Origin of the sequence: Pseudoalteromonas translucida KMM 520 (assembly GCF_001465295.1) — a bacterium.
Taxonomy (GTDB): domain Bacteria; phylum Pseudomonadota; class Gammaproteobacteria; order Enterobacterales; family Alteromonadaceae; genus Pseudoalteromonas; species Pseudoalteromonas translucida.
Genome location: NZ_CP011034.1, coordinates 3097897 through 3123616, shown reverse-complemented (window position 1 = coordinate 3123616; position 25720 = coordinate 3097897). Strand labels below are relative to the sequence as shown.

The 25720-nt window shown below is 39.8% G+C and carries 21 protein-coding genes; 14 read left to right on the top strand and 7 right to left on the bottom strand.

What is annotated here, in order from left to right; genetic code table 11:
• Positions 1-61: 61 nt before the first annotated feature.
• The 4 genes from PTRA_RS14400 (at position 62) to PTRA_RS14385 (ending at position 3660) form a co-directional block, all read left to right on the top strand.
• Complete coding sequence (locus PTRA_RS14400; protein ID WP_058374301.1) at positions 62-1090, top strand: ABC transporter substrate-binding protein; 1029 nt, start codon at positions 62-64, stop codon at positions 1088-1090.
• A gap of 61 nt (positions 1091-1151) precedes the next feature.
• Complete coding sequence (locus tag PTRA_RS14395; protein WP_058374300.1) at positions 1152-2336, top strand: methyltransferase; 1185 nt, start codon at positions 1152-1154, stop codon at positions 2334-2336.
• An 11-nt stretch (positions 2337-2347) separates the two neighbouring features.
• Positions 2348-3007, top strand: a complete 660-nt coding sequence (gene can / locus PTRA_RS14390) for a carbonate dehydratase (protein ID WP_058374299.1) — start codon at positions 2348-2350, stop codon at positions 3005-3007.
• An 8-nt stretch (positions 3008-3015) separates the two neighbouring features.
• Positions 3016-3660 (top strand): NAD-dependent epimerase/dehydratase family protein, encoded by a 645-nt coding sequence (locus PTRA_RS14385; RefSeq protein ID WP_058374298.1) that lies wholly within the window; start codon positions 3016-3018, stop codon positions 3658-3660.
• 57 nt (positions 3661-3717) lie between these two features.
• Here PTRA_RS14385 and ubiK read toward each other — a convergent pair whose 3' ends face one another.
• Positions 3718-3981: a ubiquinone biosynthesis accessory factor UbiK gene (gene ubiK, locus PTRA_RS14380; RefSeq protein WP_058374297.1), complete on the bottom strand. Its 264-nt coding sequence runs from the start codon at positions 3979-3981 to the stop codon at positions 3718-3720.
• Between the two features lie 163 nt (positions 3982-4144).
• On the opposite strand from ubiK, the gene rep reads away from it, so the two are divergent.
• Complete coding sequence (gene rep / locus PTRA_RS14375) at positions 4145-6163, top strand: DNA helicase Rep (protein ID WP_058374296.1); 2019 nt, start codon at positions 4145-4147, stop codon at positions 6161-6163.
• Between the two features lie 5 nt (positions 6164-6168).
• On the opposite strand, the gene PTRA_RS14370 is transcribed toward rep, so the two are convergent.
• From PTRA_RS14370 to elbB, 3 genes are all read right to left on the bottom strand, one after another.
• Positions 6169-8739, bottom strand: a complete 2571-nt coding sequence (locus PTRA_RS14370; RefSeq protein WP_058374295.1) for a bifunctional diguanylate cyclase/phosphodiesterase — start codon at positions 8737-8739, stop codon at positions 6169-6171.
• 170 nt (positions 8740-8909) lie between these two features.
• A complete protein-coding gene (locus PTRA_RS14365) occupies positions 8910-9305 on the bottom strand; it encodes a c-type cytochrome (protein WP_058374294.1) in 396 nt (131 codons plus the stop codon).
• 230 nt (positions 9306-9535) lie between these two features.
• A complete protein-coding gene (elbB, locus tag PTRA_RS14360) occupies positions 9536-10183 on the bottom strand; it encodes an isoprenoid biosynthesis glyoxalase ElbB (protein WP_058374293.1) in 648 nt (215 codons plus the stop codon).
• A gap of 851 nt (positions 10184-11034) precedes the next feature.
• On the opposite strand from elbB, the gene polA reads away from it, so the two are divergent.
• The 3 genes from polA (at position 11035) to PTRA_RS14345 (ending at position 15343) form a co-directional block, all read left to right on the top strand.
• Entirely contained in the window at positions 11035-13770 is a 2736-nt protein-coding gene (polA, locus tag PTRA_RS14355; protein WP_058374292.1) for a DNA polymerase I, read from the top strand.
• A gap of 470 nt (positions 13771-14240) precedes the next feature.
• Entirely contained in the window at positions 14241-14828 is a 588-nt protein-coding gene (locus tag PTRA_RS14350) for a YceI family protein (RefSeq protein WP_058374291.1), read from the top strand.
• Positions 14825-15343, top strand: coding sequence for a DUF1285 domain-containing protein (locus PTRA_RS14345; protein ID WP_058374290.1), 519 nt, complete (start codon positions 14825-14827; stop codon positions 15341-15343). The genes PTRA_RS14350 and PTRA_RS14345 overlap by 4 nt, the downstream gene beginning before the upstream one ends.
• Positions 15344-15786: 443 nt before the next feature.
• On the opposite strand, the gene yihA is transcribed toward PTRA_RS14345, so the two are convergent.
• Positions 15787-16455, bottom strand: coding sequence for a ribosome biogenesis GTP-binding protein YihA/YsxC (yihA, locus tag PTRA_RS14340; RefSeq protein ID WP_058374289.1), 669 nt, complete (start codon positions 16453-16455; stop codon positions 15787-15789).
• A gap of 267 nt (positions 16456-16722) precedes the next feature.
• Here yihA and PTRA_RS14335 point away from each other — a divergent pair, with 267 nt between their 5' ends.
• The 3 genes from PTRA_RS14335 to PTRA_RS14325 all read left to right on the top strand — a co-directional run bounded on the left by PTRA_RS14335 (position 16723) and on the right by PTRA_RS14325 (position 19219).
• Positions 16723-17355, top strand: a complete 633-nt coding sequence (locus tag PTRA_RS14335; RefSeq protein ID WP_011329395.1) for a c-type cytochrome — start codon at positions 16723-16725, stop codon at positions 17353-17355.
• Positions 17356-18105: 750 nt separating this feature from the next.
• Positions 18106-18690, top strand: a complete 585-nt coding sequence (gene yihI / locus PTRA_RS14330; RefSeq protein WP_011329394.1) for a Der GTPase-activating protein YihI — start codon at positions 18106-18108, stop codon at positions 18688-18690.
• Positions 18691-18703: 13 nt separating this feature from the next.
• Positions 18704-19219 carry a DUF2489 domain-containing protein gene (locus PTRA_RS14325; protein WP_058374288.1) on the top strand — a complete coding sequence of 172 codons (516 nt, stop codon included), beginning with the start codon at positions 18704-18706 and terminating at the stop codon, positions 19217-19219.
• A gap of 87 nt (positions 19220-19306) precedes the next feature.
• On the opposite strand, the gene hemN is transcribed toward PTRA_RS14325, so the two are convergent.
• Together hemN and yjgA are read right to left on the bottom strand one after the other, a co-directional pair.
• Positions 19307-20680 carry an oxygen-independent coproporphyrinogen III oxidase gene (gene hemN, locus PTRA_RS14320; RefSeq protein ID WP_058374287.1) on the bottom strand — a complete coding sequence of 458 codons (1374 nt, stop codon included), beginning with the start codon at positions 20678-20680 and terminating at the stop codon, positions 19307-19309.
• Positions 20681-20798: 118 nt separating this feature from the next.
• Positions 20799-21332, bottom strand: a complete 534-nt coding sequence (gene yjgA / locus PTRA_RS14315; protein WP_011329391.1) for a ribosome biogenesis factor YjgA — start codon at positions 21330-21332, stop codon at positions 20799-20801.
• A gap of 145 nt (positions 21333-21477) precedes the next feature.
• On the opposite strand from yjgA, the gene pmbA reads away from it, so the two are divergent.
• The 3 genes from pmbA (at position 21478) to PTRA_RS14300 (ending at position 25709) form a co-directional block, all read left to right on the top strand.
• A complete protein-coding gene (gene pmbA / locus PTRA_RS14310) occupies positions 21478-22827 on the top strand; it encodes a metalloprotease PmbA (protein WP_058374286.1) in 1350 nt (449 codons plus the stop codon).
• 80 nt (positions 22828-22907) lie between these two features.
• Positions 22908-23387 carry a DUF721 domain-containing protein gene (locus PTRA_RS14305; protein ID WP_011329389.1) on the top strand — a complete coding sequence of 160 codons (480 nt, stop codon included), beginning with the start codon at positions 22908-22910 and terminating at the stop codon, positions 23385-23387.
• Between the two features lie 249 nt (positions 23388-23636).
• Positions 23637-25709, top strand: coding sequence for a M13 family metallopeptidase (locus tag PTRA_RS14300; protein ID WP_058374285.1), 2073 nt, complete (start codon positions 23637-23639; stop codon positions 25707-25709).
• Positions 25710-25720: the final 11 nt, after the last annotated feature.

Here is a 25720-nt window from a genome sequence, read left to right as displayed (position 1 = left end):
CTTTATCATGTTTTTTACATATTATTATCAATAAATAATAATATGCTTTGAGGGGAACTCGTTGCTAATTAAAGGACTAATCATTGTTTTGGGGCTTTTTTGTTGCCAGTTACAGGCGCAAGAACCGGTTACATTACAATTAAAATGGACTCATCAATTTCAATTTGCCGGCTATTATATGGCCAAGCACAAAGGCTTTTATAAAGAGGTCGGGCTGGATGTAAATATACTCCCTGCCAATTTAAGTATGCCCGACAGTTTTGATGCAGTAGCACGAGGTGAGGTGCAGTTTGGCATTGGTCACTCTGGTGTTTTACAGCAACGCATTGCCGGTAAACCTTTAGTGGCAATGGCTGCTATATTGCAGTTTTCCCCTTATTGCTGGATGGTTAAAGACAGCTCTGATATTTTTCATGCACGAGACTTTATTACTAAACGAGTCACTACCAGCGGTAAAAGAGAGAATACTGAGTTATTAATTATGCTCCAGCGCAGTGGTATTAATACTGACCGTTTAGCGCATTATGAAGGTGATAATCCGACCCGCGCATGGGTTGATAATAAAGTAGATGCAATGCAAGTGTATGTAACCGACCTACCTTATTACATGGCGCAACAAGGAATCGCTCACAGACTCATTTGTCCACAAAGGTACGGCATGGATCTGTACGCCGATATTTTGTTTACCAGCCAAAGTATGCTAGAAAACCACCCGCAAACAGTAGAAAGCTTTTATCAGGCAAGCCTTAAAGGTTGGCGTTATGCAATGATGAATATGGATGAAGCGATAGCAGTAACTCATCAATACGCACCGCATAAAAGCCCCCATCAGCTAGCTTATGAAGCCGAGGTATTAAAAGGTTATGTTACAGTACCCAGTACTCACCTAGGTAATATGTCGATAGCAAAGTGGCGCTTAATAGCTGATTTATATGGTATTGAGCAAAGTGATTTTGACAAAGTAAAAGCTAGTTTTATATATAAGTATCAGGAGCCCGAAAGATTAAAGCTTTCATGGATGTTACTGGCAGCAATTATTATCAGCATTATTTCTATCCCGCTGTATTTACGTTTAATCTTCAAAAAATAACCACTTAATGACAGTGGGTTGAGCTGCTATAATTAATTGTGTTTATTTATTTTAAGTTGATATGACCTTAGCTGAGCAGTTTTCTGCACTTGATTCTCTCCTCATGCGTAATCGCCAATATTGGCAATGCACCGCATTTGATTTTGATACATTACCTTGGCCTGAGCTACAAGGGCCTTTAAATAATTTAACGGATGAACAAGTTGCCCAACTAGATGGCAATGAAGAGCAGTTATATCAATTTTTTGAGCCGCATATTGAGCAACTTGAACAGCTGGTAAATTTGTGTGAATTACCAACAGCGAACTTAACGCGCAGTGAGTATCCGTTTTGGCTTAGTAACGGTATTAAAGGGCGGAAATTTCAGCAGGTGCAAGATTTTGTATCGGCTTTACCAAGTAGTACCAAGCCTGTTTTAGAATGGTGCGCGGGTAAAGGACACCTCGGGCGTATGCTAGCGTTTAATGGTGCTAAAAGCGTGCACAGTATAGAGCTGCAATCGCAGTTATGTGAGCAAGGGCAACACAGTGCAAAGCAGCAAGGCTTAGCTATGCATTTTAGCCAAGCTGATGTACTAAGCGATGATATTACTGATTTTTTTAAAGCCGATATGCACGCAGTAGCTCTACATGCTTGCGGCGGTTTACATCAAGCTTTTATGCAGCAGGCCAGTGTAGCTAAAGTCTCTAACATTAGTTTCTCTCCTTGTTGTTATCATTTATTTACTCCAGATAATTACCTAGCAATGAGTACGCTTGCACAGCAAAGTCCTCTTAACTTAACCCATCGCGACTTAAAGCTCGCACTTCAAGAAATGGTAACCGCGCCTTCACGCATAGTTAAAGTGCGTAACACTGAAGTTGCATGGCGGCTCGGGTTTGATGCCCTGCGAAAATCGATTACTAATGAGCAACATTACGTCAGTGTGCCGTCGGTTAACAAGGCGGTATTTTCAGATTCATTTAAATCATTTTGTGCATGGGCTGCAGACAAAAAGTCGTTAAAGTTAACGCAAGAAATTGATTATAATAAATTTTTACTTATTGGGCAGGCCAGAATGAAAGTAACTGACCGTGTTGAACTGGTTCGACATGTGTTCAGAAGAGCAATAGAAGTTTGGCTTGTGCTCGATCGTGCTTTATATTTACAGCAACAAGGCTATCAAGTCAGTATTAAAACGTTTTGCGCAAAGCAGTTAACACCGCGCAATATTTTGATCTTGGCAAATTATCCGTCTTCGAACTGAAAAGAGATGCAATGAGAAAGCTAAAAAATTTATTCGACAATAATAAACGTTGGGCAGATCGCACCAGTAAAGCAGATCCTGACTTTTTTAAAATATTATCAATGCAGCAAAATCCAGAGTACTTATGGATTGGTTGCTCCGACTCTCGTGTGCCAGCCAATCAAATTGTAGATTTACTCCCCGGTGAGCTATTTGTACATCGTAACGTAGCAAACGTGGTTGTACATACAGATCATAACTGTTTATCGGTAATGCAATATGCTGTTGAAGTATTAAAAGTTAAACACATTATGGTGGTGGGGCATTATGGTTGTGGTGGTGTACAAGCAGTACTAGATGAAGCCCGCTTTGGCTTTATTGATAATTGGCTGCGCCATGTTGGTGATGTAAAAGAAAAACACCTGGAGCAATTAAATGCAGTGCCTGAAAAAGAGCGTTTAAGCCGTTTAATAGAGCTTAATGTAATTGAGCAGGTACGTAATGTAGCGCGTACTAATATAGTACAAGACGCATGGGCACGTGGACAAAATTTATCGATTCACGGTTGGGTTTACGGCCTAGAAAATGGCCACCTACATGACCTAGAGTCAGTAGTGACTTGTGCATCAGAAGAAGCCGACACTTATAAAAAAGCCGTGCAACATGTGTTTTCAAAACTTGGCCATGGATAATTAACGCGATGACAAAAACGGCGGTGATCATAGGTGCAACAGGGTTAGTAGGAAATGAGTTATTAAAAAAGTTACTACAAAGCGCCTATTTTTCTAATGTGATTGCCTTAAGCCGCCGCGCGTTAAGCATGCGTCATCCAAAACTCGTTAATCATATAATTGAGTTTGATGAGTTAACTCAATACGCTGCACTATTTAAAGGCGATGTGTTTTTTTCTTGCTTAGGTACTACTAAAAAGCAAGCCGGCTCAATTGCGGCGCAGCGAAGAGTTGATTTCAATTATCAATTTATTGCCGCGCAATTAGCCGCAAGTAATAGTGTGCAACATTACTGCTTGGTGTCATCAAGTGGTGCAAATGCGCACAGCACTAGCCCTTATTTAAAAATGAAGGGGCAACTAGAGCAGCAGATTAAGCAACTGCCTTTTGCACGGATCAGTATTTTTCAGCCGTCGTTATTATTAGGCAACCGTAAGCAGTTTAGAGTAGCTGAGAAAATAGGCAGTGTTATTTTACCTATTATGACTTGTCTGCCACTTTTAAAACGCTATAAACCAATAACTGGGGAGCAAGTAGCGCAAAAAATGCTGGTTGTGAGTTGCGCGCAGCAGAGCAATTTAGCTTACTATGTACTTGATGAGCTATTTCATTAGCACTATTACAAAACAAAAAAAGCAGCCAAGGCTGCTTTTTTACTTTAAGCGCATTTATTATTCAGCATCTGGCTGAATGCTAAGTTGTTGTTCTAACAGTGCAACTTTAGCTTCAAGTTCGGTTAGCTTTTCGCGTGTACGGATCAGTACTTGGCTTTGTACATCAAACTCTTCACGACTTACAAAGTCCATCTCAGCAAGCTTGTTTTGTAAAACTTGTTTGGTTTTACCTTCGAGTGTATCGGCTAAGTTTTTTACGCCTTGTGGCATATTACTAGTGATTTGCTTTGCAATTTCTTCAAGTTTTGCTGGATTAATCATGTTCGTCCCTTGGCAGTTGCCCAGAATTTATAATAACTAATATTACCTTATAGCCAGTGTATTTAACACAGGTTGATCTTTATCTAATTAATTAGTGCAATTGCTATGCTCGCTGTAATGGTTACGTTAAAATTGCCCGTCTTTTAAAATCTCTTTGGTCGTTATGAAACTCAATCCTAAACAAGATGAAGCGGTAAAATATATTAGTGGGCCATGCTTAGTGCTTGCTGGAGCTGGCTCTGGTAAAACGCGTGTTATTACTAATAAAATCGCATATTTAGTGAAAAAGTGTGAGTATAAAGCGCGGAATATTGCCGCGGTTACTTTTACCAATAAAGCCGCTAAAGAGATGCGTGAGCGTGTTTTGCAAACACTTGGCAAGCAAGATGCCAAAGGGCTTTGGGTATCTACATTTCATACGCTGGGTTTAGAAATTATCAAAAAAGAGCTTAGTACACTGGGCTTTAAGCCGGGTTTTTCGCTATTTGACGATCAAGATACCAACCAGTTATTAAATGATTTAACCGAAGACGAACTTAAAAATGATAAAGACCTACTCAAGCTATTAAAAATGGCAATAGGTAGCTGGAAAAACGAATTAATTTTACCAGAGCAAGCAATCCGCGAAGCGCAAGAGCCACAAAAAGCATTATTTGCACAGCTTTATGGGCGTTATCAAAACCAGTTACGTGCATACAATGCACTAGACTTTGACGACTTAATAATGATCCCTACTTTGCTCCTTACTAATAATGCCACTTCCCGGGTGCGCTGGCAGCAACGCTTTAAATACTTGCTGGTGGATGAGTACCAAGATACCAATACCAGCCAATACCAACTTGTTAAGCTGTTAGTAGGTGAGCGCGCCCGTTTTACTGTGGTAGGCGATGACGATCAATCAATTTACTCATGGCGCGGTGCGCGTCCGCAAAACTTAGTGTTATTAAGTAAAGACTTCCCCGGGCTTAGACTTATTAAGCTGGAGCAAAACTATCGTAGTGCAGGGCGTATTCTTAAAGCGGCTAATATATTAATTGCCAACAATCCGCACGACATTGAAAAAAAGCTGTTTAGTGAGCTCGGTTATGGTGAGCCAATAAAAGTAATTGGTTGTCGTGATGAAGAGCATGAGTCTGAGCGCGTAGTGGCTGAAATTATTTCGCATAAGTTTATGAAACGCACTAGCTACAAAGATTACGCTATTTTATATCGTGGTAATCATCAAGCGCGAGGCTTTGAAAAATCGTTAATGAGTAACCGTATTCCATACAAAATTAGCGGTGGTATGTCGTTTTTCTCGCGCTCAGAAATTAAAGATATTATGGCCTATTTACGACTGTTGGTTAATCAAGACGATGACAATGCATTTTTACGTATAGTAAATACGCCACGGCGCGAAATAGGCACGGTGACACTCGAAAAGCTGGGCACGCTCGCAAACGAAAAGCACATGAGTTTATTTGCTACCTGTTTTGATAATGACCTAGGTTATAGACTAAAAGGGCGTGGTTTGAACGCACTTACTGGGTTTGCACGTTGGGTTGTGGAGCTATCTGACAACGCGGTGCGCGGTGATACCCTAGAAGCGGTTAAAGATTTAGTACGTAACATTAACTACGAAGCGTATTTATACGAGTCATCACCCAGTGCCAAAGCGGCTGAAATGCGGATGAAAAACGTATCGGAGTTATATCGGTGGATCACCGATATGCTAACCGGCGACGCCGATAACGAACCCATGACTTTGGCCGAAGTAGTGAGCAAACTTACATTACGCGATATGTTAGAGCGTAACGAAGAAGAAGATGAAGCCGACGCGGTGCAGTTATCAACCTTGCATGCATCAAAAGGACTAGAGTATCCGTACGTGTTTATGGTGGGCATGGAAGAGGGCTTGTTACCGCATCAGGTAAGTATTGATGAGGACAACGTAGATGAAGAGCGTCGCCTTGCGTATGTTGGGATCACCCGAGCTCAACAAGAACTCACCTTAACCTATGCCAAAATACGTCGTCAATTTGGCGAAACATCACAAACAGAGCTCAGTCGTTTTGTGCAAGAGCTACCACAAGATGATTTAGCATTCGAGAATAAAAAAGCACCTAATAGCCAAGCCGAGCGAATGGAAAAAGGTCAGGCGCGTGTAGCTAATTTACGCGCTATGCTTAAAAAACCTGAATAAATTGGTTAACGTTGCAGTGATTCAGAGTGACTAATTGAGGGCTGCAAACTACTGTTAAGTGCAGACTGTTTACCGATAAAAAACCCTAGGCCATGTTTATCTAATAGGGCTCTAAAATTTAATATAGCAGGGCCTTTTGCTATTACTTTAGTGTTTTTAATTTTAGTAATGGCAAGTACGCCCTGCAGTTGTAGGTCGTAGCTGGCTTGCTGCAAAATACGCTTACTAAACGTCGAGCTAAGTAATAGGTAGTCAAAATCAATTTCGCTAAGTAAGTTAAGCTCGCATTTATCTTTAGCAAAATTATTTAAACCAATAGAGTAGCCGTTTAAAGATAATAGCTTTAAATTTTCAATTTGTGTTGCACTAGCATAGCGTATTTCTTGCTCGTCAAAGAGTAAGCAAAGTTGTGTTTTGTTTTCGCATTGGCTCAAAGCATCAGTAAATAAATCAAATTCAGGATGGGCCAATAACAAACCAGAGCAAGGTAGTAAGCCGACGTTTAAATTAGCGTTACTTGTTTGCGTGTATGCTTGTTGTAGTAGCTGAAGTTCGACATTAAGATGTTGCTCTTTATCGCAGGCAAACTTTTTTAGAATATCAAAACTGGTATAGCCTAATATAGGGTGCTCGCCAAATGCTTCTAGCAATGACTCAGACTGGCAATTTTCATCAAGAGTAATGATCTCAGAGCTTCTAAAGTTCATCGGTAGTTGTTCAAGGTAATGCAGTACTGGTGATTGCTGCTCTGGTATTGCTTGCGTTAATAGCGGGTGGAATAGCTCATAGCGGTTTCTACCTGAGTTTTTAGCGTAGTACATAGCGGCATCGGCATCACGAATTATTTCATCCGTATTTTTATAGCTTTGGTTAGAGTAAGTTATACCAATACTTGCACCACTTTGCAGCGACGAACCTTTAAAACAAAATGGTTCTGCCATTAAGTTAATGATTCTATTTGCAACATCTTCAGCTTGTTGAGGCTCGGTTAAATGAGTCAATAAAATTACAAACTCATCTCCCCCTAAGCGCGCTAATAAGTCGTGCTCGCGAATACACTGCGAAAATAGCTTACTCACGCTAATTAAAAACTGATCCCCGGCATGATGACCAAGCTGGTCGTTAATATTTTTAAACTTATCTAAATCAATAAATAATACGGCAAAATGTTGCTCTACAAAGCGATGATACTCTTGCAGGGTTTTTTCAAGTTGAGTTAAAAATAAGCTTCGGTTAGCTAAACCGGTCAGCGAGTCGTGGTGCGCGTCGTGATAAAGCTGCTGCTCTATTTTTTTTCGCTCATCAATTTGCATCTGTAAATGTAGATTAGCTTGGCGTAACTCTTTGGTTTTTTCGTCAACCCGAAACTCAAGCTCCTGATGACTCTTTTTAAGTGCGATGTTAGCTAATTTTGTTTGTAATACTGTAGCAATTTGATGGGATACAAAGGTGATGAGTTCGCAATCATCTTGGCTAAAAATATGTTTATTGTTATACGCTTGGCAAACAATTAAACCAATAACACCTTGTGATGTTTTTAATGGTGCGCCAAGCCAACTAGTAGCCATTTGCTTTTCAGGCACAGGCGAAGTGCGTTGTACTGTGCCATCTTGTATAAGAGTTTTAGCTCTATCGAGTTGAATAAGCTGAGTTTCTTCGGTGCTGATTACCAGCTCACTATAGCCTTTAGCAAAACGTCTCGATTGGGGGTTCTTTTTAAATTCATCTACGTAATAAGGAAAACTTAGCCAGCCAGAATCCTTGTTATAAAGTGCAATATAAAGGTTATCTGCATAGGTTATCGACTTTATAATTTCATGCAGCTGTAAATATACATCATCAATGTTTTTAGTTTGAGTGGCGAGCTCTGATATTTTAAATAAAATTTGTTGGCGTTGTAGGGCTCGTTTACGTTGTTCAACTTCTACATTCAGCGCAGCGTTACTTTGCGTAAGTGCTTGGGTGCGAATTTTAACTTCGGCTTCGAGTTGCTCGCGCTTTTTTACTCGCTCTATTGCGGTAGCTAAGTACAGCGACATAACCTCAAGTAATTGTATTTGTTGAGGGCTATATCCTTGTGCCGTGTCGTAACTTTGTGCTGCAAGTACGCCTATAATGCTTTTTTCTTGATATACCGGCACGCCAATCCAATGCTCAGCAGGCGTACCTAAAGCTTTAAATAAACCATTATTAGCAGCATCTTGCATTTGTTGCTTAGAAAAGTAGGTTGTTTTACCTTGTTTAAATACATAACCGGTTGCACCTTCGTTAAAACTATTATGCTGATTAAGGGCAACAGCAAGACCATCTTTTTCATCTGAAAAATAAGAAAGTTCTAATAAGTTTGTGTGTCTGTTAGAAAGTACAACATAAAAACTTTTGCTTGGTACGTACTTTTGCAAAATATCGTGGATAGCGGGATAGAGTAAGGAAAGTTCTGCAACCGTGCTGGCTTGCTCTGATAATAGGATCAGGGCATTTTGTAGATGATGTGCATGCTTGTACTTTTTAAGTAGCGCTTTCAGGCGTTTATTTTGATGCGCTAAGTTACTAGGTACTGTTAATTTATCTTCCAATGATGTTAACCAGCTGTGTTTTTATTGTATACTAATTGCGCTTATAATTTCATTTTTAATTATTAGCGTCAAGTATATATTCGTTAAATTAGCGGTTAAAAGTTGATAAAAAACATTAAAAAAGGCTTACCATAGGTAAACCTTTTTATTTACTGATCTTTAGTAGGTTTTTACTTAGTTGTCATAAAGTTAATTGCGGCACTAATTTCGTCTTCAGAACAATCCATACAAGTACCTTTTGGCGGCATTGCATTAAAACCATTCAGTGCGTGATCGAGTAATACATCTTTACCTTTAGCAAGGCGAGGTGACCAGTCATCAGCCGATTTAGGTGCGCCTAACGCGCCAGTACCGTGACACGCAAAACATGAAGCTTGATATACTTGCTCGCCAGAACGTGGGCCAGTAGGGGCTGCAGGAGCGGCCACTTTGTCACCTTCAAGGTATACAGCACCAATCGGTGCGAGACGTTTTTTGATTGCATCGGCAGTCATAGAGTTATCATATGGCTGTGCGTATGCGGTGGTTGCTAGCATTAGTAATGCTGCAGCTGATAGTTTTTTCATTTTGCCTTGCCCACTTCAATTTGAACGTGATCAATCACGATTGTAAATGACGGAATTTAAAACAATTATAACTCCCCTAAGCAATTTATAAAATGCTCAGAGTAGATTTTATTGATTAAATCGACCAAAGATTGTGTTAACTCAATAAAAACAGCAGTTTACTTAATAGTTAAACAGAGTAACTGTTATTCTAAGTTACAAAAATCTAAATAGATCATATTGATCAAAAATCAGCTTAGTGCGAGTACTTTACTCACCAGTTTAGCTATTCCAGCATCGGCATCGAGTATAGATTGTGCCAGCATATAGGCTGGTGTTGTTACTAGCTTATACTGCTGATCTACAACAATATCATCTACTGCGCAGGTTACATGCTGAGCACCTAGGGTATTAAGTGCATTAGCTGTGTCATTATCATTACCTATAGTTAGGTGTGCCTGCTGATAAATAAAAGGAATTAAGTTAGGAGCAATACACATATAGCCCGCCGCTTTATTAGTATTGGCAAACGCTTTACAGGCATTTAACACGTCAGCATTAATACTTGCCTGTGGCCCTTTTATAGCAAAGTCAGATAGATTTTTTGCAGCACCAAAACCACCCGGTACAATTAAAGCATCAAACTGTGTAACGTCCAGATCAGTAATGGCTTTTACTTCGCCGCGAGCAATACGCGCTGCTTCTACAAGTACATTACGATTATCGGTGGTTTCTTCACCAGTGAGGTGATTAATGGTGTGATGCTGCGCTATATCGGGTGCAAAGCACTGATAACTTGCGCCATTTTTTGCTATGTGTAATAAAGTCAAAACGGCTTCATTAATTTCACTACCATCATAAACGCCACAACCGGCTAAAATTACTGCAACTTTTTTCATTTTTTATCTGCTCCGTTTAAGTCGGCAAACTAAAATTTAGTTCGATAGATTAGGATCTGTTAACCTTTGCGGATTAAAATTTATTCAAACTAGGAGCGATTTGATCGCGGCGCGAGGTTTGTAACCTAGTGGGCTCGATAACTGCTCCTGCGTTATTCTACTGGCTTACATCTATGTGTAAATAAGTAAAAACCAAGCAAAGCTTTTGCATCTTGCTCACGCCCCTAGATAGAACCCTTCGGGCAGCGCATGTTTGGCATTAATGCTGTGTTATCGCCTATTTATGGGGAATAACCACACCACATAGGCTCTGCCTTGCCTAAATACCAAACACACTGCTGCAAATTCAATCTTGAAAGATCAACAGACCTTCAAGTTTAACATGGCAAAAATAATCTGTTTGAAAAATTATTTGTATAGTTATTGTTCGCTAAGCGAGTGAACATAGGGTATATGCCATTTGGTGATCAACTACAGTGAAAAAAATTATAAAGGATCGCTATGATCTTTGATCCATTATGCTAGAATGCTCGTCCAGTTATTTAAATGGATGCAAATAATGACAATGACTAACAGCGGATGTAACGGTTAAAACTTTTTTCCACATTGGTAAAAAAATAATAAAAAAAGAACCTCGTATTATCTTTTTTAGTAAAAACAACCAGTTAACTTTATTTCTAAGCGTTTTTTAATGCTTTGGAAGAATGGCCTGTGGCTGTTATCTACAAAGTTATCCACAGTTTGTTCTGAATTAATCAACATCAGTAGTATTAATTCGCAGTCGTTTTATTCACTGCCTTATGGCATGCTTATAATTATCTTACTTTTTGTATTTAGGATCCAAATTCACCATGGCTCAGATCCCCGAAAACCCACTTATTTTAGTTGATGGCTCTTCATATTTATTTCGTGCTTATCATTCACCGCCACATTTAACTAACTCAAAAGGTGAGGCGACAGGAGCGATATATGGTGTGATCAACATGCTAAAAAGTTTGATCAGACAATATGATCCCTCGCATATGGTGGTTATATTTGACGCTAAAGGCAAAACCTTTAGAAATGATATGTATAGCGAATATAAAGCGAATCGTCCGCCAATGCCGGATGACTTACGCACGCAAATAGCGCCAATCCACCGTATTATTAAGGCAATGGGTTTTCCGCTTATTAGCATTGAAGGTGTTGAAGCCGACGATGTAATTGGGACGTTTGCGCGCATAGCGTCAGAGCAAAAGCGCCACGTACTGGTTTCTACCGGCGATAAAGATATGGCGCAGCTGGTAAATGAACATGTAACGCTTATAAACACCATGACCGACAGTATCTCGGATCCTGTTACTGTGGTTGAAAAATTTGGTGTGGGCCCAGAACTTATTATCGATTATTTAGCTTTAATGGGCGATAAAGTAGATAACATTCCAGGGGTAGAAGGGTGTGGTCCTAAAACCGCGGTTAAGTGGTTAGAAAAATACGGATCGCTACAGGGCGTTATGGATAATGCCAGCGAGATCAAAGGTAAAATAGGAGAAAAGTTAGCAGCTGCACTAGATCATCTGCCTTTAAGCTATCAACTTGCCACTATTAAGTGTGATGTTGAGGTTGAATCGGATCTTGATACCTTTAAGTTACAAGAACCAAATAAAGATGAGCTAATTGCCCTTTACGGTGAATGTGAATTTCGTCGTTGGTTAGCAGAGTTACTCGATAATCCTAAAGATACCGAAACACACTTAGCTGTTCCCACTGAGGCTAACGAAGTACCAAAAGTAGCAGAGGCGCAATACGAAACTATTTTAACCGAGAGCCAGTTTGATGCATTAATAGAGCAGCTAAATGATGCTGAGCTATTTGCCTTTGATACAGAAACAACCAGCCTTGATTACATGCAAGCACAGTTAGTAGGCATGAGCTTTGCGGTAAAAGCCGGTGAGGCTGCTTATTTACCCGTTGCTCACGACTATCCGGGCGCACCTGAGCAACTAAGCCTTGAGTTTGTAATGCAAAAATTAGGACCTATTCTAGCCGATGCCAAAAAAGCGAAAGTAGGGCAAAACCTTAAATACGATAAAAGCGTATTAGCAAATGCGGGTTACGAATTAAACGGTATTAAGTTTGATACCATGCTTGAATCGTATGTGTTTAACAGCGTGGGTACGCGCCATGACATGGATTCACTGGCGCTTAAATTTTTAGGCCATAAAAATATCAGCTTTGAAGATATTGCTGGTAAAGGTAAAAAGCAACTTACTTTTAATCAAGTAGAGCTAGAAAAAGCCGCCCCCTATGCCGCTGAAGATGCAGATATTACGCTGCGTTTACACCAAGTTCTATGGCCCAAATTAGCCGCTGACGAAAAACTAAAGTCAGTATTCGAAGATATAGAAATGCCACTGGTTAATGTTATTTCTGATATTGAACGCACTGGTGTAGCAATAGACAGCAAAATGCTTGCTGCGCACAGCCAACGTTTAGGCGAGCGTTTATTGGAGCTGGAAAAAGAAGCGTATGAAATAGCGGGGGAACCATTTAATTTAAGCTCTCCAAAACAACTACAAGTATTGTTGTTTGAAAAACTGGAACTGCCAATAATTAAAAAAACGCCTAAAGGCGCGCCTTCTACCGCAGAAGAAGTATTACAAGAATTAGCGCACGACTACCCACTGCCTAAAGTAATTATTGAGCACCGTGGTTTATCAAAGCTTAAATCAACCTATACCGACAAATTACCGTTAATGGTTAACGAAAAAACGCAGCGTGTGCATACCTCGTATCATCAAGCAGTCACGGCAACTGGGCGTTTAAGTTCAACCGATCCTAATTTACAAAATATTCCAATTCGATCAGAAGAAGGACGTCGTATTCGTGAAGCGTTTATAGCGGCCGATGGTTATAAAATTGTCGCTGCCGATTATAGCCAAATTGAGCTACGTATAATGGCGCATCTTTCACAAGATAAAGGTTTATTAAGTGCGTTCGCTAATGGTTTAGACGTGCACAGTGCCACTGCAGCAGAAGTATTTGGTGTAAGTTTAGAAGAAGTGACCAGCGATATGCGCCGTAAAGCTAAAGCAGTTAACTTTGGCTTAATTTATGGCATGTCGGCATTTGGTTTAGCACGTCAGCTGGATGTGCCACGCCATGAAGCGCAGCATTATATTGATAAATATTTTGAGCGTTTCCCAGGTGTTTTAGAATATATGGAAACAACGCGTGAAAAGGCTGCTGAAAACGGTTATGTAGAGACTATTTTTGGACGCCGTTTATATTTACCAGAAATTAAAGCCCAAAATGGTGCGCGTAGAAAAGGAGCCGAGCGCGCAGCAATCAACGCGCCTATGCAAGGCACTGCTGCCGATATTATTAAAAAGGCAATGTTAAGTGTACACAGTTGGGTATACGAGCAAGCTCCCAATACCGTTAAGCTATTAATGCAAGTACACGATGAATTGGTATTTGAAATTAAAACAGACTGTGTTGATGCTTACACAAAGCATATTTGCGAACTAATGTCGCAAGCGGCTACTCTTGATGTGCCACTTATAGTTGAAGCTGATGAAGGCGATAACTGGGAACAGGCTCACTAAGTTTATATAATAAAATGACAAAAAAGTGCTTAAGGGCACTTTTTTTATGCCAGTTTAAAAATATTTATTACTTAAATAAATAGTCGCTTTAGTTACATAAAAGTTAACCAAAGAAAAGGCCTATGTTAAATCATAAGGTGTTGGCAAATATACACAAATTATCTAGAATTTTATTGTACTAGTGCGCTGGCTTTTGTTAAAGTCGCGCCGTCCTCATCCTGTAGGACATCCTGTTGATGATGCATCTGCGAAGATGCAATTATTCATAGCTTCTCCCCAGTTTGCTATACCGGCCTATCATATATTTGATGGGCCGTTTTTTATTCTTAACCTTAATTATTCCCCATTTATTATTCTATAATTACACTTAATCCTTTAGGTGATACCATCATAAGCTCATAAAAAGTACTTTCTATTCATTTGTGGTTCTGATGAATGCGGGTATTGTTCATTTATAGAAGGAATTCGTCATGTTTAAAGCATTAGCTATTGCAGGTTTGTCGTTATCAAGTTTAGTTATTTCTAATATTGCGCAGGCCGATTGGCAGTTAGTAAACGATAAAAGCCAATTAAGCTTTGTTTCAATCAAAAAAAATAGTATTGCTGAAGCAAATCACTTTACTAATATTGAAGGCAGGCTATCAGATAAAGGTGAGTTTAGCGTAAATGTAGACTTAACCTCAGCAGAAACACTGATCCCTATTCGTAATGAGCGTTTAACAAAGTTATTATTTGAAGCCGATACATTTGCAAATGCCATATTAACCGCAGATCTAGCATCGCAGCTCAGCAGTATTAAAAAACCTGGCCAGTATGTGCTTAAAGGGATTAATGCGGAACTTGATTTTCATGGTAATAAAAAGCCGCTTACCATAGATGTACTAGTTAGCAGTGCAGAAAATGGTGATTTAAGTGTGTCTTCTTTCAGTCCTATTATTATTAATAGTAATGATTTTGCAATTACAGAGGGCATTATGGAATTACAAAAATTAGCGGGCTTACCGTCAATTGCGACCGCCGTACCTGTTACTTTTGCACTGACATTTAAAAAGCAGTGATTTCCCTTAGCCAACTAAGCAAGCAATTAAGCGAGCCAAGCAAACCCTTTGATAGTTGGCAGCCAACTCACTGTGGATCATTGCCAATGGTTATTAACGACCAAGGGCAATGGTTTTATGCTGGCAGTGAAATAACACGCCCAGCTATGGTAAAGCTGTTTGCCTCGGTATTGTGTAAAGAGGGTGAGCAGTTTTATTTAAAAACGCCAGTCGAAAAAATAGCCATCATGGTTGAAGACGCACCCTTTATTATTGTTGCTTGGCGATTTGAAAGTACCGAGCAAGGACAAGTGCTTTGTTGTATAGATAACCTAGACAGACAATGGCTCATCAGTGCTGAGCAACCTATATATATACAAGACTACAAAGATGCAGCCGTGCCTTATATACAGCTTCCTTATGGGGGCTGTGCACGCGTGGCAAGAAGTGTATTTTATCAATGGGCTGAAATAGCCGAAATAGATAAACAGGGTTATTTTATAACGTCTGCTGGGGAGCCATTTTATTTATCCTAAACTCGGGTTATAGCGGATAATAATGGCTTAGGGTTTGTAATGTGCGCGCGGCAAGAAATGTATGCTATTAATGCAATGGGCTGAAATAGCCCAGACAGATAAACAGGGTTATTTTATAACGTCTGCTGGGGAGCCGTTTGATTTATCTTAAACTCGGATAATAGCGGATAATAACGGCTTAAGGTTTGTAATACGCGCGTGGCAAGAAATGTATACTATTAATGCAATGGGCTGAAATAGCCGAAATAGATAAACAGGGTTATTTTATAACATCTGCTGGGGAGCCATTTTATTTATCCTAAACTCGGGTAATAACGGCTTAGCATATTGTAATATGCGCGTGGCAAGAAATGTATGCTATTAATGCAATGGGCTGAAATAGCCGAGGCAGATAAGCCCGGCTATTTATCGAATGTGTAAGCTTCTAAGCCTTGCAGAATAAATTAGCTTGCTGGGTTAGTGTCATCGTTAAGTATTTTTTCAGCAGGTGGTACCGCTACAACTGGGCCTAAAAACCATTCATCAAGTTTTTTGGCAACGTCTGGCAAGCCTGTACCTTTTAGTGATGAAAATGCATGTACCGTAATATCACCATCAAGGGCGCTTAATTCACGGCGAACTTTAAGTACTTGTGATTGACGCGGACCTTGTTTAAATTTGTCTGCTTTAGTTAATAGCGCTAAAACAGGAATTTCACTGCTAATAGCCCAATTAATTAAATCACGGTCTAAATCTTTTAATGGATGACGAATATCCATTAAAATTACAATACCTTTTAAACTCTGGCGCTTTTGTAAATATTCGCCTAGCGACTTCTGCCATTTCTTTTTCATTTCAATTGGCACTTTAGCAAAGCCATAGCCTGGTAAGTCGATAAGGCGCATGTCATCAACATCAGCAAGTTCAAAGGTATTTATTAGCTGTGTACGTCCAGGGGTTTTACTAGTACGCGCTAATTTTTGGTCAGTAAGCGCATTAAGAGCACTTGATTTACCTGCATTGGAGCGACCGGCAAACGCAACTTCAATTCCCGTATCAGCAGGTAATTTAGTAATGTCTGGAGCGCTTGTAACGAAAGACGCGGTATTATATTTGATACGAGATTTGAGCACGGGCTCTCCTAAAACTTAAAAAAGATCACATTGAGCTAAATTCGCTCATGGGGCGTATTTTATACTATAAAGGCGTTATTAAAAAGCTGTTAAACCACCATATACCGTACATTTAAACCAAGTTAAAGCTTAACCTAAGGCAAAACCCTATAAATTATAAGTTTAATATGAGTAGAAAACGTGCCAGAGAATTTATTATCGTGTAGAATATAAAAATCACAACATCCATATTGTAGATGATACAGGGTCGGAAACAGAGAATTCACCATGAAAAAAATAGCACTATCTTTAACTATATTGCTTGGTGCGTTGTCAGCAAGCAACGCAACAGCATTTGAAGGCGATGTAAACGCAGGTAAAGAAAAATCAGTAACGTGTGCGGCTTGTCACGGCCCAGACGGTAATGCACCGATTAATATCTATCCTAAGCTTGCGGGTCAACATGCCGATTATATTTATAAGCAACTTCAAGACTTAAAACTAGGTATGACCTCCGGTGGCAAAAAAGGTCGTATGGATCCGGTTATGAGCGCAATGGCTATGCCATTAAGCGAACAGGATATGAAAGATTTGTCGGCTTATTTTGCATCACTAAACATGAGCGAAGAAGCTACGCCTAAAGACGTAGTTGAAACCGGTAAAATACTTTACAAAGCAGGTGATGCAGATCGTGGTATTCCAGGATGTGCTGCATGTCATGGCCCCCGTGGTAATGGCTCGTCACTTGCAAAATTTCCAAAAGTTTCTTTTCAGCATCCAGGTTACGTTAAAGCGCAACTTGAAAAATTTCGTGATGGCACACGCCAAAATGATTTAAATGGTGTGATGCAAGATATTGCAAAGAAATTAACAGATAAAGACATTGAAGTACTTTCACAGTACTTAGGTGGCTTACACTAAAGTTGTATTTATTTAATTATTATTAATGTAATAAACTACAATATGTACAAAAAAGCAGCTTAGGCTGCTTTTTTTGTGCTTAAAATTACTTTTATAGTCTTTATTTATGTAAGACATTGACCATGCATAGCTGTGAGATAAGTCTTATTTTTAAAAGTATTAAATTGTTAACTTGATGTAATGTAATGGTTTTTGTGTTTTTTGTTATAATCCTTTTAATAAAAGATATATAAATTAGTTGTAACAAAATTATTAACAGGTACATTAACCCCTGTCGCAAAAAACAATAACAAAATGGAATAAGCTATAAGGACAGTAGCGCGACACGACTACATAGCACAAATTGGTGCTAGCAAAGGAAATAACAAAAAAGCGTTAGGAAGACCGAAAATAATAAAAACTCATGGAAGTTTAATAATAAAAACAAAATGGAATGCTACACGGAAGGTAAAAATAATAATAATAGGGATAGGTAAAAATAATAACAATAATAAAGACTAAAAAGTCGAAGGGAGAAGTGTCCAGATAATGGCGCTCAGATTAGTAGGCGGTAGAGATGTTTTCTCTACCGCCTTTTTATTTGTCCTGTTACAATAGCCACCGTTTAAAAACGAGCAGTAAGCTGTTTTAAGCGCTAAATAGAGAAACCCAGCCTCTAAAGCGCAAACTGAATTCTTCTGGCTAGGCCAGCATTGCGATGCCCATTGATTTGCGCCTCGCCCAAAACCTCTTAAGTGAGATGATCAAGATATGAGTAGAACTAAAAAGTCACGCAAAAGCCCAGCAAATGGACCAGTACGTTTAAGCCAAGATAAGCTTAAAGAAATGCGTGCATTAAAAGAGCAACGTGTTAAAAAAACCAAAGGTGCTAAGCCTGGATCTCGTAATACACCTGAGCTATTAAATGATGATAGCCAAAAAAGTAACACGGGAACTAAAGATAAACGCATTGGCAGTAAAAAACCAGTGCCATTAATAGCTGTTGCAGCTGCACCTAAAGTAGAAATAAAACGTAACTTAAAGCCAACTGTTGAGCTTAAAAAGTCAGCAGAGCCAGAGTTTACGCCTGAGCAAGAGCTAGAAGCACTTGAAAATGATGAGCGCTTACTTAAATTAGTAGAGCGTCATGAGAATGGCGAAATGCTAACGGGTAAAGACGCTAAGTACTTTAATAGTCGTATTGCTCGTCATCAAGCATTGTGTAAATTGCTTGGTATCGAGGATGAAGATGAAGAAGAGTTTGAAGATGACTTTAGCGAAGAAAGTAATTCAGACTTCGATCAGTATTTATCGAACGATCTTGCTAACGAATGGTTAGACGAAGAAGACAAGTAATAAGGGTTATTAAATGAGTACAGCGGTGATCTTAGCCTTATTTGTAGGTGCTGCTATTATAGTAGGCTTAGCATTTTATGCGGGTCAGTTGCTTTATAAGTTAAGCGCGCAAAAAAAACTGATTGCTAAAAAGCAGGCTGAACAACAGCAAAAGCTTAAGCAGTCGCGTTTAAAGCGTAACGCCAAATTAGCCGACAGCATTCATTTAATCGCGCGTGCAATGCATGAACAGCAGTGTGAGTTTTCAGAAGGCTGTTTACGTATTTGGGTACTTATGTCGCAATATGGTTTTGAAGACGAGCAAGATTTAACGACAAAATACTCGGGCATTTATAAAATGTACCAAGTAGTTAAAGAAATGCCGACTCATGATGCGCGTAAAAAATATACCAAAAAAGAAATATTTAAGTTAGATACAGCTCGCTGGCGTGCCGAAGAGGCACATAAAGATGAGATTATAGCTGACTGCGCTAAAATTATTATTGAGTTTAAAGCCGCCCCTGGCAGCGAAAACGTGGTATTTAATTAATCAGCGTTTAAATAATTTAAAGCACAAAATACAAAAGCAGACCTCAGGTCTGCTTTTTCGTTTTAAATTTACTACTTGAGCTGAGGATTAAATAACCCGAGAAAAACGCGTTGCATTTAGCTGTTTTTGTAAGTGAGCGTCAAAACACATACAAATAATACGAATAAACAAATTTCCTCTAGCAGTGACACTAATCATATTATTTTTAATAGTGACCATGCCATCAGCAATTAAAGGCTCAATTGCCGTTAGTGCATCAGCAAAGTAGTGGTTAAAGTTAAGCGCATGCTTGGCACTAAATGCCTCCATATCTAACTCAAACTGGCATATAAGTTGTTTAATTGCATCTGCGCGTATTACGTCATCGGCACTTAAGTGCATGCCTTTGGTGATGGCACAGCCGCTTTGCGTTTCTACGCTATGATAATAATGCTTTAATTCTTTTTGATTTTGCAAAATGGCTGTGCCAATTTGCGATATAGATGAAACCCCTAAGCCTAATAAATCGCAGTTTCCGTGAGTAGTATACCCTTGAAAATTACGGTGTAATTGTCCCGCATTTTGTGCCACAGCGAGTTCGTTATTAGTTTTAGCAAAATGGTCCATACCAATAAATTGATAACCGGCTTGAGTCATTTGCTCTAAGGTGTTTTTAAACATAGTTAGCTTGTTGTGTGCACTGGGTAAGTCGGCATCTTTAATTTTACGTTGTGCTGCAAAACGCTCTGGAAGGTGAGCGTAATTAAATACCGAAACACGATCAGGGCTAAGCTCAAGCAACTGCTCTATGGTTTGTTTAAAGCTTTGTGGTGTTTGCAGTGGGAGGCCGTAAATCATGTCGGCATTAATCGACTTAAACCCTAATTCACGGGCTTGAGTGATTAACTGTTTTACGGTATCGGCATTTTGCGGACGGTTTACTGCTAGTTGTACTTCATCATTAAAGTCTTGAATACCAAATGATACACGGTTAAAACCTAAGTTACTTAAATCAACCAACATATTATCGGCAAGCGAGCGAGGGTCAATTTCAATACCACGCTCAGTAGCGTCGGTAAAATTAAAGTGTTGCTCCAAAAGTTTAACTAAACGGCTCATTTGCTGCGTAGTTAAAAAAGTGGGTGTGCCACCGCCTAAATGCAGTTGCTCTAGGGTGTAGTCTTTAAATAGAGGCGCTTGGGCTGCAATTTCTATGGCTAAAAAATCAAGATAAGTGTCGGCTTTTGACTGATGGCGAGTAATAATTTTATTGCAGCCACAGTAATAACAAAGCTGACTACAAAACGGAATATGTATATATAAAGACAATGCACGGCTGTTTGATGACTCAATCGCACTGAGTAAGTCTTGTTGTTGGTAGCCCTCGGTTAGCGATAGTGCCGTTGGGTACGACGTATAACGTGGGCCAGACACATTATATTTATTTATTAGGGTTTGATCCCATTTTGGAAGTTTAATCATCACGCGCACCTTAGTATATTATTTAGGTGCTGATTATAAAAAAATGTTTAGCAGGGCGGGTTGATCTACAACAAAAAAAGGTGCCGTAGCACCTTTTTAAAGTATGTTTTTTAATCTGTTAGTAAGTAACTTGATGGGCATCTTTCAAATATTGAAATAGCTCTTTGTAACCTCTACCAGGTTTTTCATCTTTCGCTTCTTTAGCTGCATTACGAACTAGCTGGCGCATTTGTTGACGATCAAGCGATGGAAACTGCTCTATAGTCTCATTGATTAGGTCATCGCCTTGTTCAATTAGGTCTGCACGTAATTGCTCAATTTTTTTGACCAACACTTCAGCTTGGTTATTTTTATTAAGCATAACATCGATAATTGATCTTATAGCATCGATGTTCTCTACGGTGCGCAGTGTTTTAGCTATGTAGTTTAAATGACGACGATAAGCATCACTTTTATTGCTAATTTTATCGGCAACAACCATTGCGGCTTTTAAATCATCATTTAATGGCAAGCGCTCACGCTGCTTTTTACCCATTTTGGCAATTTCAGTCCCTAACTGATGAAATTCTTGTGCTTCACGCTTCAGTTCGGTTTTTGAGACATATTCAATTTCTTCTTCAATATCAGCAGGCTTGCTTTTTTTCTTCGCCATGGGGTGCTCTTAAATAAAAATAACTTCTGCCATTATACATGATTATCATACAGAGGAATATTAGCTGATGTGATGCATTGAGTGTGTTAGCATTTAAATATAAAAAATGTGTGCAACATTGCCTTCAAGGCTCAGGACTTAATTTATGAAAAGCCAACAACACGATCCAATTTATTCTCAAATATCTCAAGTAAAAGATGCGGTAGCAGAAGTGCTCGAGCATGCGAAAAAACTCGGTGCCACAGCGGCAGAAGCGGCTATGTCTAGCACTTCAGGGTTATCGGTTAGCACTCGCATGGGCGAAGTAGAAACCATTGAGTTTAACCAAGATGGCGGTTTAGGCATTAGTGTGTATGTAGGTAATAATAAAGGCTCTGCGTCTACTGCAGATTTAAGCCCGAAAACGCTACGCACTGTGGTTGAAAAAGCCATAGATATTGCAAAATTCACCTCAGACGACCCTTTTAACGGTGTTGCAGATAAAGAACTACTTGAGTTTGCACCCAAAGATCTCGATTTATACCATCCATGGGATGTAAGCCCAGAGCAAGGCATTGAGTTTTGTCATGCTGCAGAGCAAGCAGCGTTAAATGCCGATGAGCGCATTGTTAACTCAGACGGAGCAAGTTTTTCATCGCACCAAGGTTTGCGTGTTTATGGCAATAGCCATGGTTTAATTGCCGGTTTTCCGCGTACTCGCCACAGCATAAGTACTATGGTAATTGGTAAGGATGGCGAGCAAATGCAACGCGACTCTGCTTACACAGTAGCACGCGATCAAGCTGGTTTAAATGATGCCGCAGCAGTGGGGCTTGAAGCCGCAGCCGAAACCTTAGCTAAATTAAATAGCCAAAAATTAGGCACCATGAAAGTACCGGTAATATTTAGAGCTGACATTGCTAATTCATTGTTTGGTCATTTAGTGTCGGCCATTGGCGGTGGTGCGCTGTATCGTAAATCGAGTTTTTTACTCGATAGCCTAGGTACGCAAGTATTTAGCAATTGCGTAAATATTGCCGAGCGTCCGCATATACTCAAAGGGCTCGCATCGTCGCCGTTTGACAGCGAAGGTGTTAAAACCTTTGATAGAGAAATCATTCAAGGTGGCGAGTTACAAACTTACCTACTTGCAAGCTATGCTGCGCGTAAAATGAATATGACACCAACAGGGCACGCTGGCGGTATACATAACTGGTTAGTGGAGCAAACACATAACGATTTAACCGCGCTACTTAAAACCATGGGCACAGGCTTATTAGTAACTGAGCTAATGGGGCAGGGCGTAAATACAGTAACCGGTGATTACTCGCGTGGTGCGGCTGGTTTTTGGGTAGAAAATGGCGAAATTCAATATCCAGTAAGCGAAATTACAATTGCCGGTAACTTAAAAGATATGTTTAAAGGAATATCAGCCATTGGTGGCGACATAGAGCGCCGTGGTGGTATTCAAACTGGCTCTGTGTTAATTGAACAAATGCAAATAGCGGGCGCTTAGTCACTGCGCTCAGTGTATACTCAAGTCGAGGGTTATTTCGATTTGAGTAACCGCATTATTGAGTTTTTACGAGGTGTTAAATGGCTAAAGACAGGTATGCGCCAAAACCATTAACTGACATTATGGCAGGACTGAATAACCGCTTGTCGGCTTATGCAGGTAAAAGCCAAGCACTCGATACCCAGCAAACCTTACTTAAAGACTTTTTAGGCCCCAAACTCGGTGATAAATGCCGCGTGAGTAACTACCGCGATGGTACTTTAATGATCGAAGCGGTATCTGCGCCTATTGCGCTTAGGCTTAATTACTTAAAAATGGATATGCTCTCGCATTTTAGAGCCGCGGGCATGGCAGAGCTTGGACAAATAAAAATTACCGCTAATCCACAAGCAACACAACGCTTGGGCGCAGTAAGTAAAACCATTAATACCCCAATAACTAATTCGCGTAAAATGAGCGAACAAACAGCCGATTACTTAAATGCTATAGCCGCCTCAGCCCCCCCTTCGTTAAAAGAAAAGTTAGAGCGTTTAGCACTGCACGCAAAGCGTAAAACCTAGCGGCTAATAGCGCGTTTATAAGCTCACATAGTTATTGATAGCACTATGTGAGTCACTCATCGCATTATAATACTTTGTTACATATTCAATTTTATTGTTACCCCAATGAGGTTTATGATAGTTACTTAATAGGCCTATTTATTAGGTTGCAGTTGATGCTTATTTCATTAAGTAAAAGTACATAAAATGTCATTACGCAGCTTTAGTTAATGAAATAGGTATTTATTTTAACTAACAAACGGAATCCTTATGATTAAAATAACAATGACCGCCGCAGGTATTGCGCTGGCACTTGGGTTGGTTGGTTGTGGTGAACAACAAGAAATTAAAGTAAACGAAACCGCCGCGGTTAGCGCTCCAGTTCCAGCTCCTTTTGCCTTAGGTATTGAGCTGGAAAATATGGATAAATCGGTACGTGCTCAAGACGATTTTTATTACCATGTAAATGGTCAATGGCTAGCTAAAACCGAAATTCCTGGCGATAAATCTAACTACGGTTCGTTTTCGCAATTATATGACGAATCGCAAAAGGCGATGAAAACAGTACTTGAAAGTGCGGCAGCAAATAGCAATGTTGAAAAAGGCAGTGATGAGGCTAAGTTAGCGGCATTTTATAATAGCTACATGGCAGAAGAAGCGCGCGAAGAACTTGGCATCCAGCCACTTGAGCCATCATTGGCAAGCATTGACGCCGTTAAAGGTAAAAAAGATTTAGTTACTTTAATGGCGCAATTACAGATTAAAGGCGGCGACTTGCCATTTGGTTGGTATGTAAATAATGACGCTAAAAACTCCAGCGAAAATGCATTGTATGCGTATCAAGCCGGGTTAGGTTTGCCCGATCGTGATTATTATTTAAAAGATGATGAAAAATTCACTAAAATTCGTGCTTCTTATCAAGCTTACATTGCGAAAATCTTAGCCAAATCAGGGGTTGAAAATACAGAGGCAGTGGCTAAAAATATATTAGCGCTGGAAAAAAACCTTGCTGAGGCGCAGTGGAGTCGAGTAGAGAGCCGTGATGCAACCAAGTCTTATAATAAAATGAGCCTTGCACAAGCAAATAAACTAATGGGTGACTTTGATCTTGCTAGTTACTTTAAAGCGATAGGCATAAACCCCGAAGAGTTAATTATTAGCCAGCCGAGCTACTTTGAAAAATTTGCGACTATTTATAAAAACACCGATTTAGCAACATGGCAAAATTACCTTAAGTTTCACTTTGTAAGTAACTACGCTCAGCTACTCGATAAAGAGTTGGTGGACCTTAAGTTTAATTTTTACAGCACAACTTTACGTGGTGTAGAAGAACAAGCACCACTTTGGAAGCAAGCGGTTGATGCTTCAAACAGTGTGCTAGGTGAGATTTTAGGTAAAGTGTACGTTAAAGAGAACTTTCCACCAGAAGCGAAAGCGCGTATGGAAGAGTTGGTTGATAACGTAATTAAAGGCTACGGTGTTGCGATTGAAAATTTAGAGTGGATGAGCCCGGAAACTAAAATTGCCGCTCAAGAAAAACTAGACAAGTTTACGCCTAAAATTGGCTACCCAGATAAGTGGAAAGACTACTCAGCGTTAGAGATTAACCCTGATGAATTAGTCGGTAACTACATTCGTTATAGCGAATGGGCTTACAGCGATATGATTGCTAAATTGGATAAACCGGTAGACCGTTCAGAGTGGCACATGACACCACAAACTGTGAATGCATACTACAACCCAGTAAATAACGAAATTGTATTTCCAGCAGCTATTTTACAGCCGCCATTTTTTAACTTAGAAGCAGATGATGCAGTAAATTACGGTGCTATTGGCGCGGTAATTGGCCATGAGTTAGGCCATGGTTTTGACGACCAAGGTGCTAAATACGACGGCGACGGTAATTTACGTAACTGGTGGAGCGAGTCTGACCTTAAGCAGTTTGAACAGCGTACCGCGGCTTTAGTAGCTCAGTATAATGAATACAAACCTTTTCCCGATGCTGGCGTAAATGGTGAATTGACGTTAGGTGAAAATATTGGCGATTTAGGCGGCCTTACGGTTGCGCATAAAGCGTATATGCTATCTTTAGGTAATTCTAAGGCTCCAGTAATTGATGGCTACACTGGCGATCAGCGTTTCTTTATGGGCTGGTCACAAATTTGGCGTCGTAAGTATCGCGATGAAGCGCTGCGTAACCGTCTAATGACCGACCCGCATTCGCCTAGTCATTACCGCGTAATTGGTATTTTATCGAATATGCCTGAGTTTTATAAAGCATTTGACGTTAAGGAAGGCGACAAAATGTATATTAAACCAGAGGACCGCGTAAAAATTTGGTAATTTAATTACCT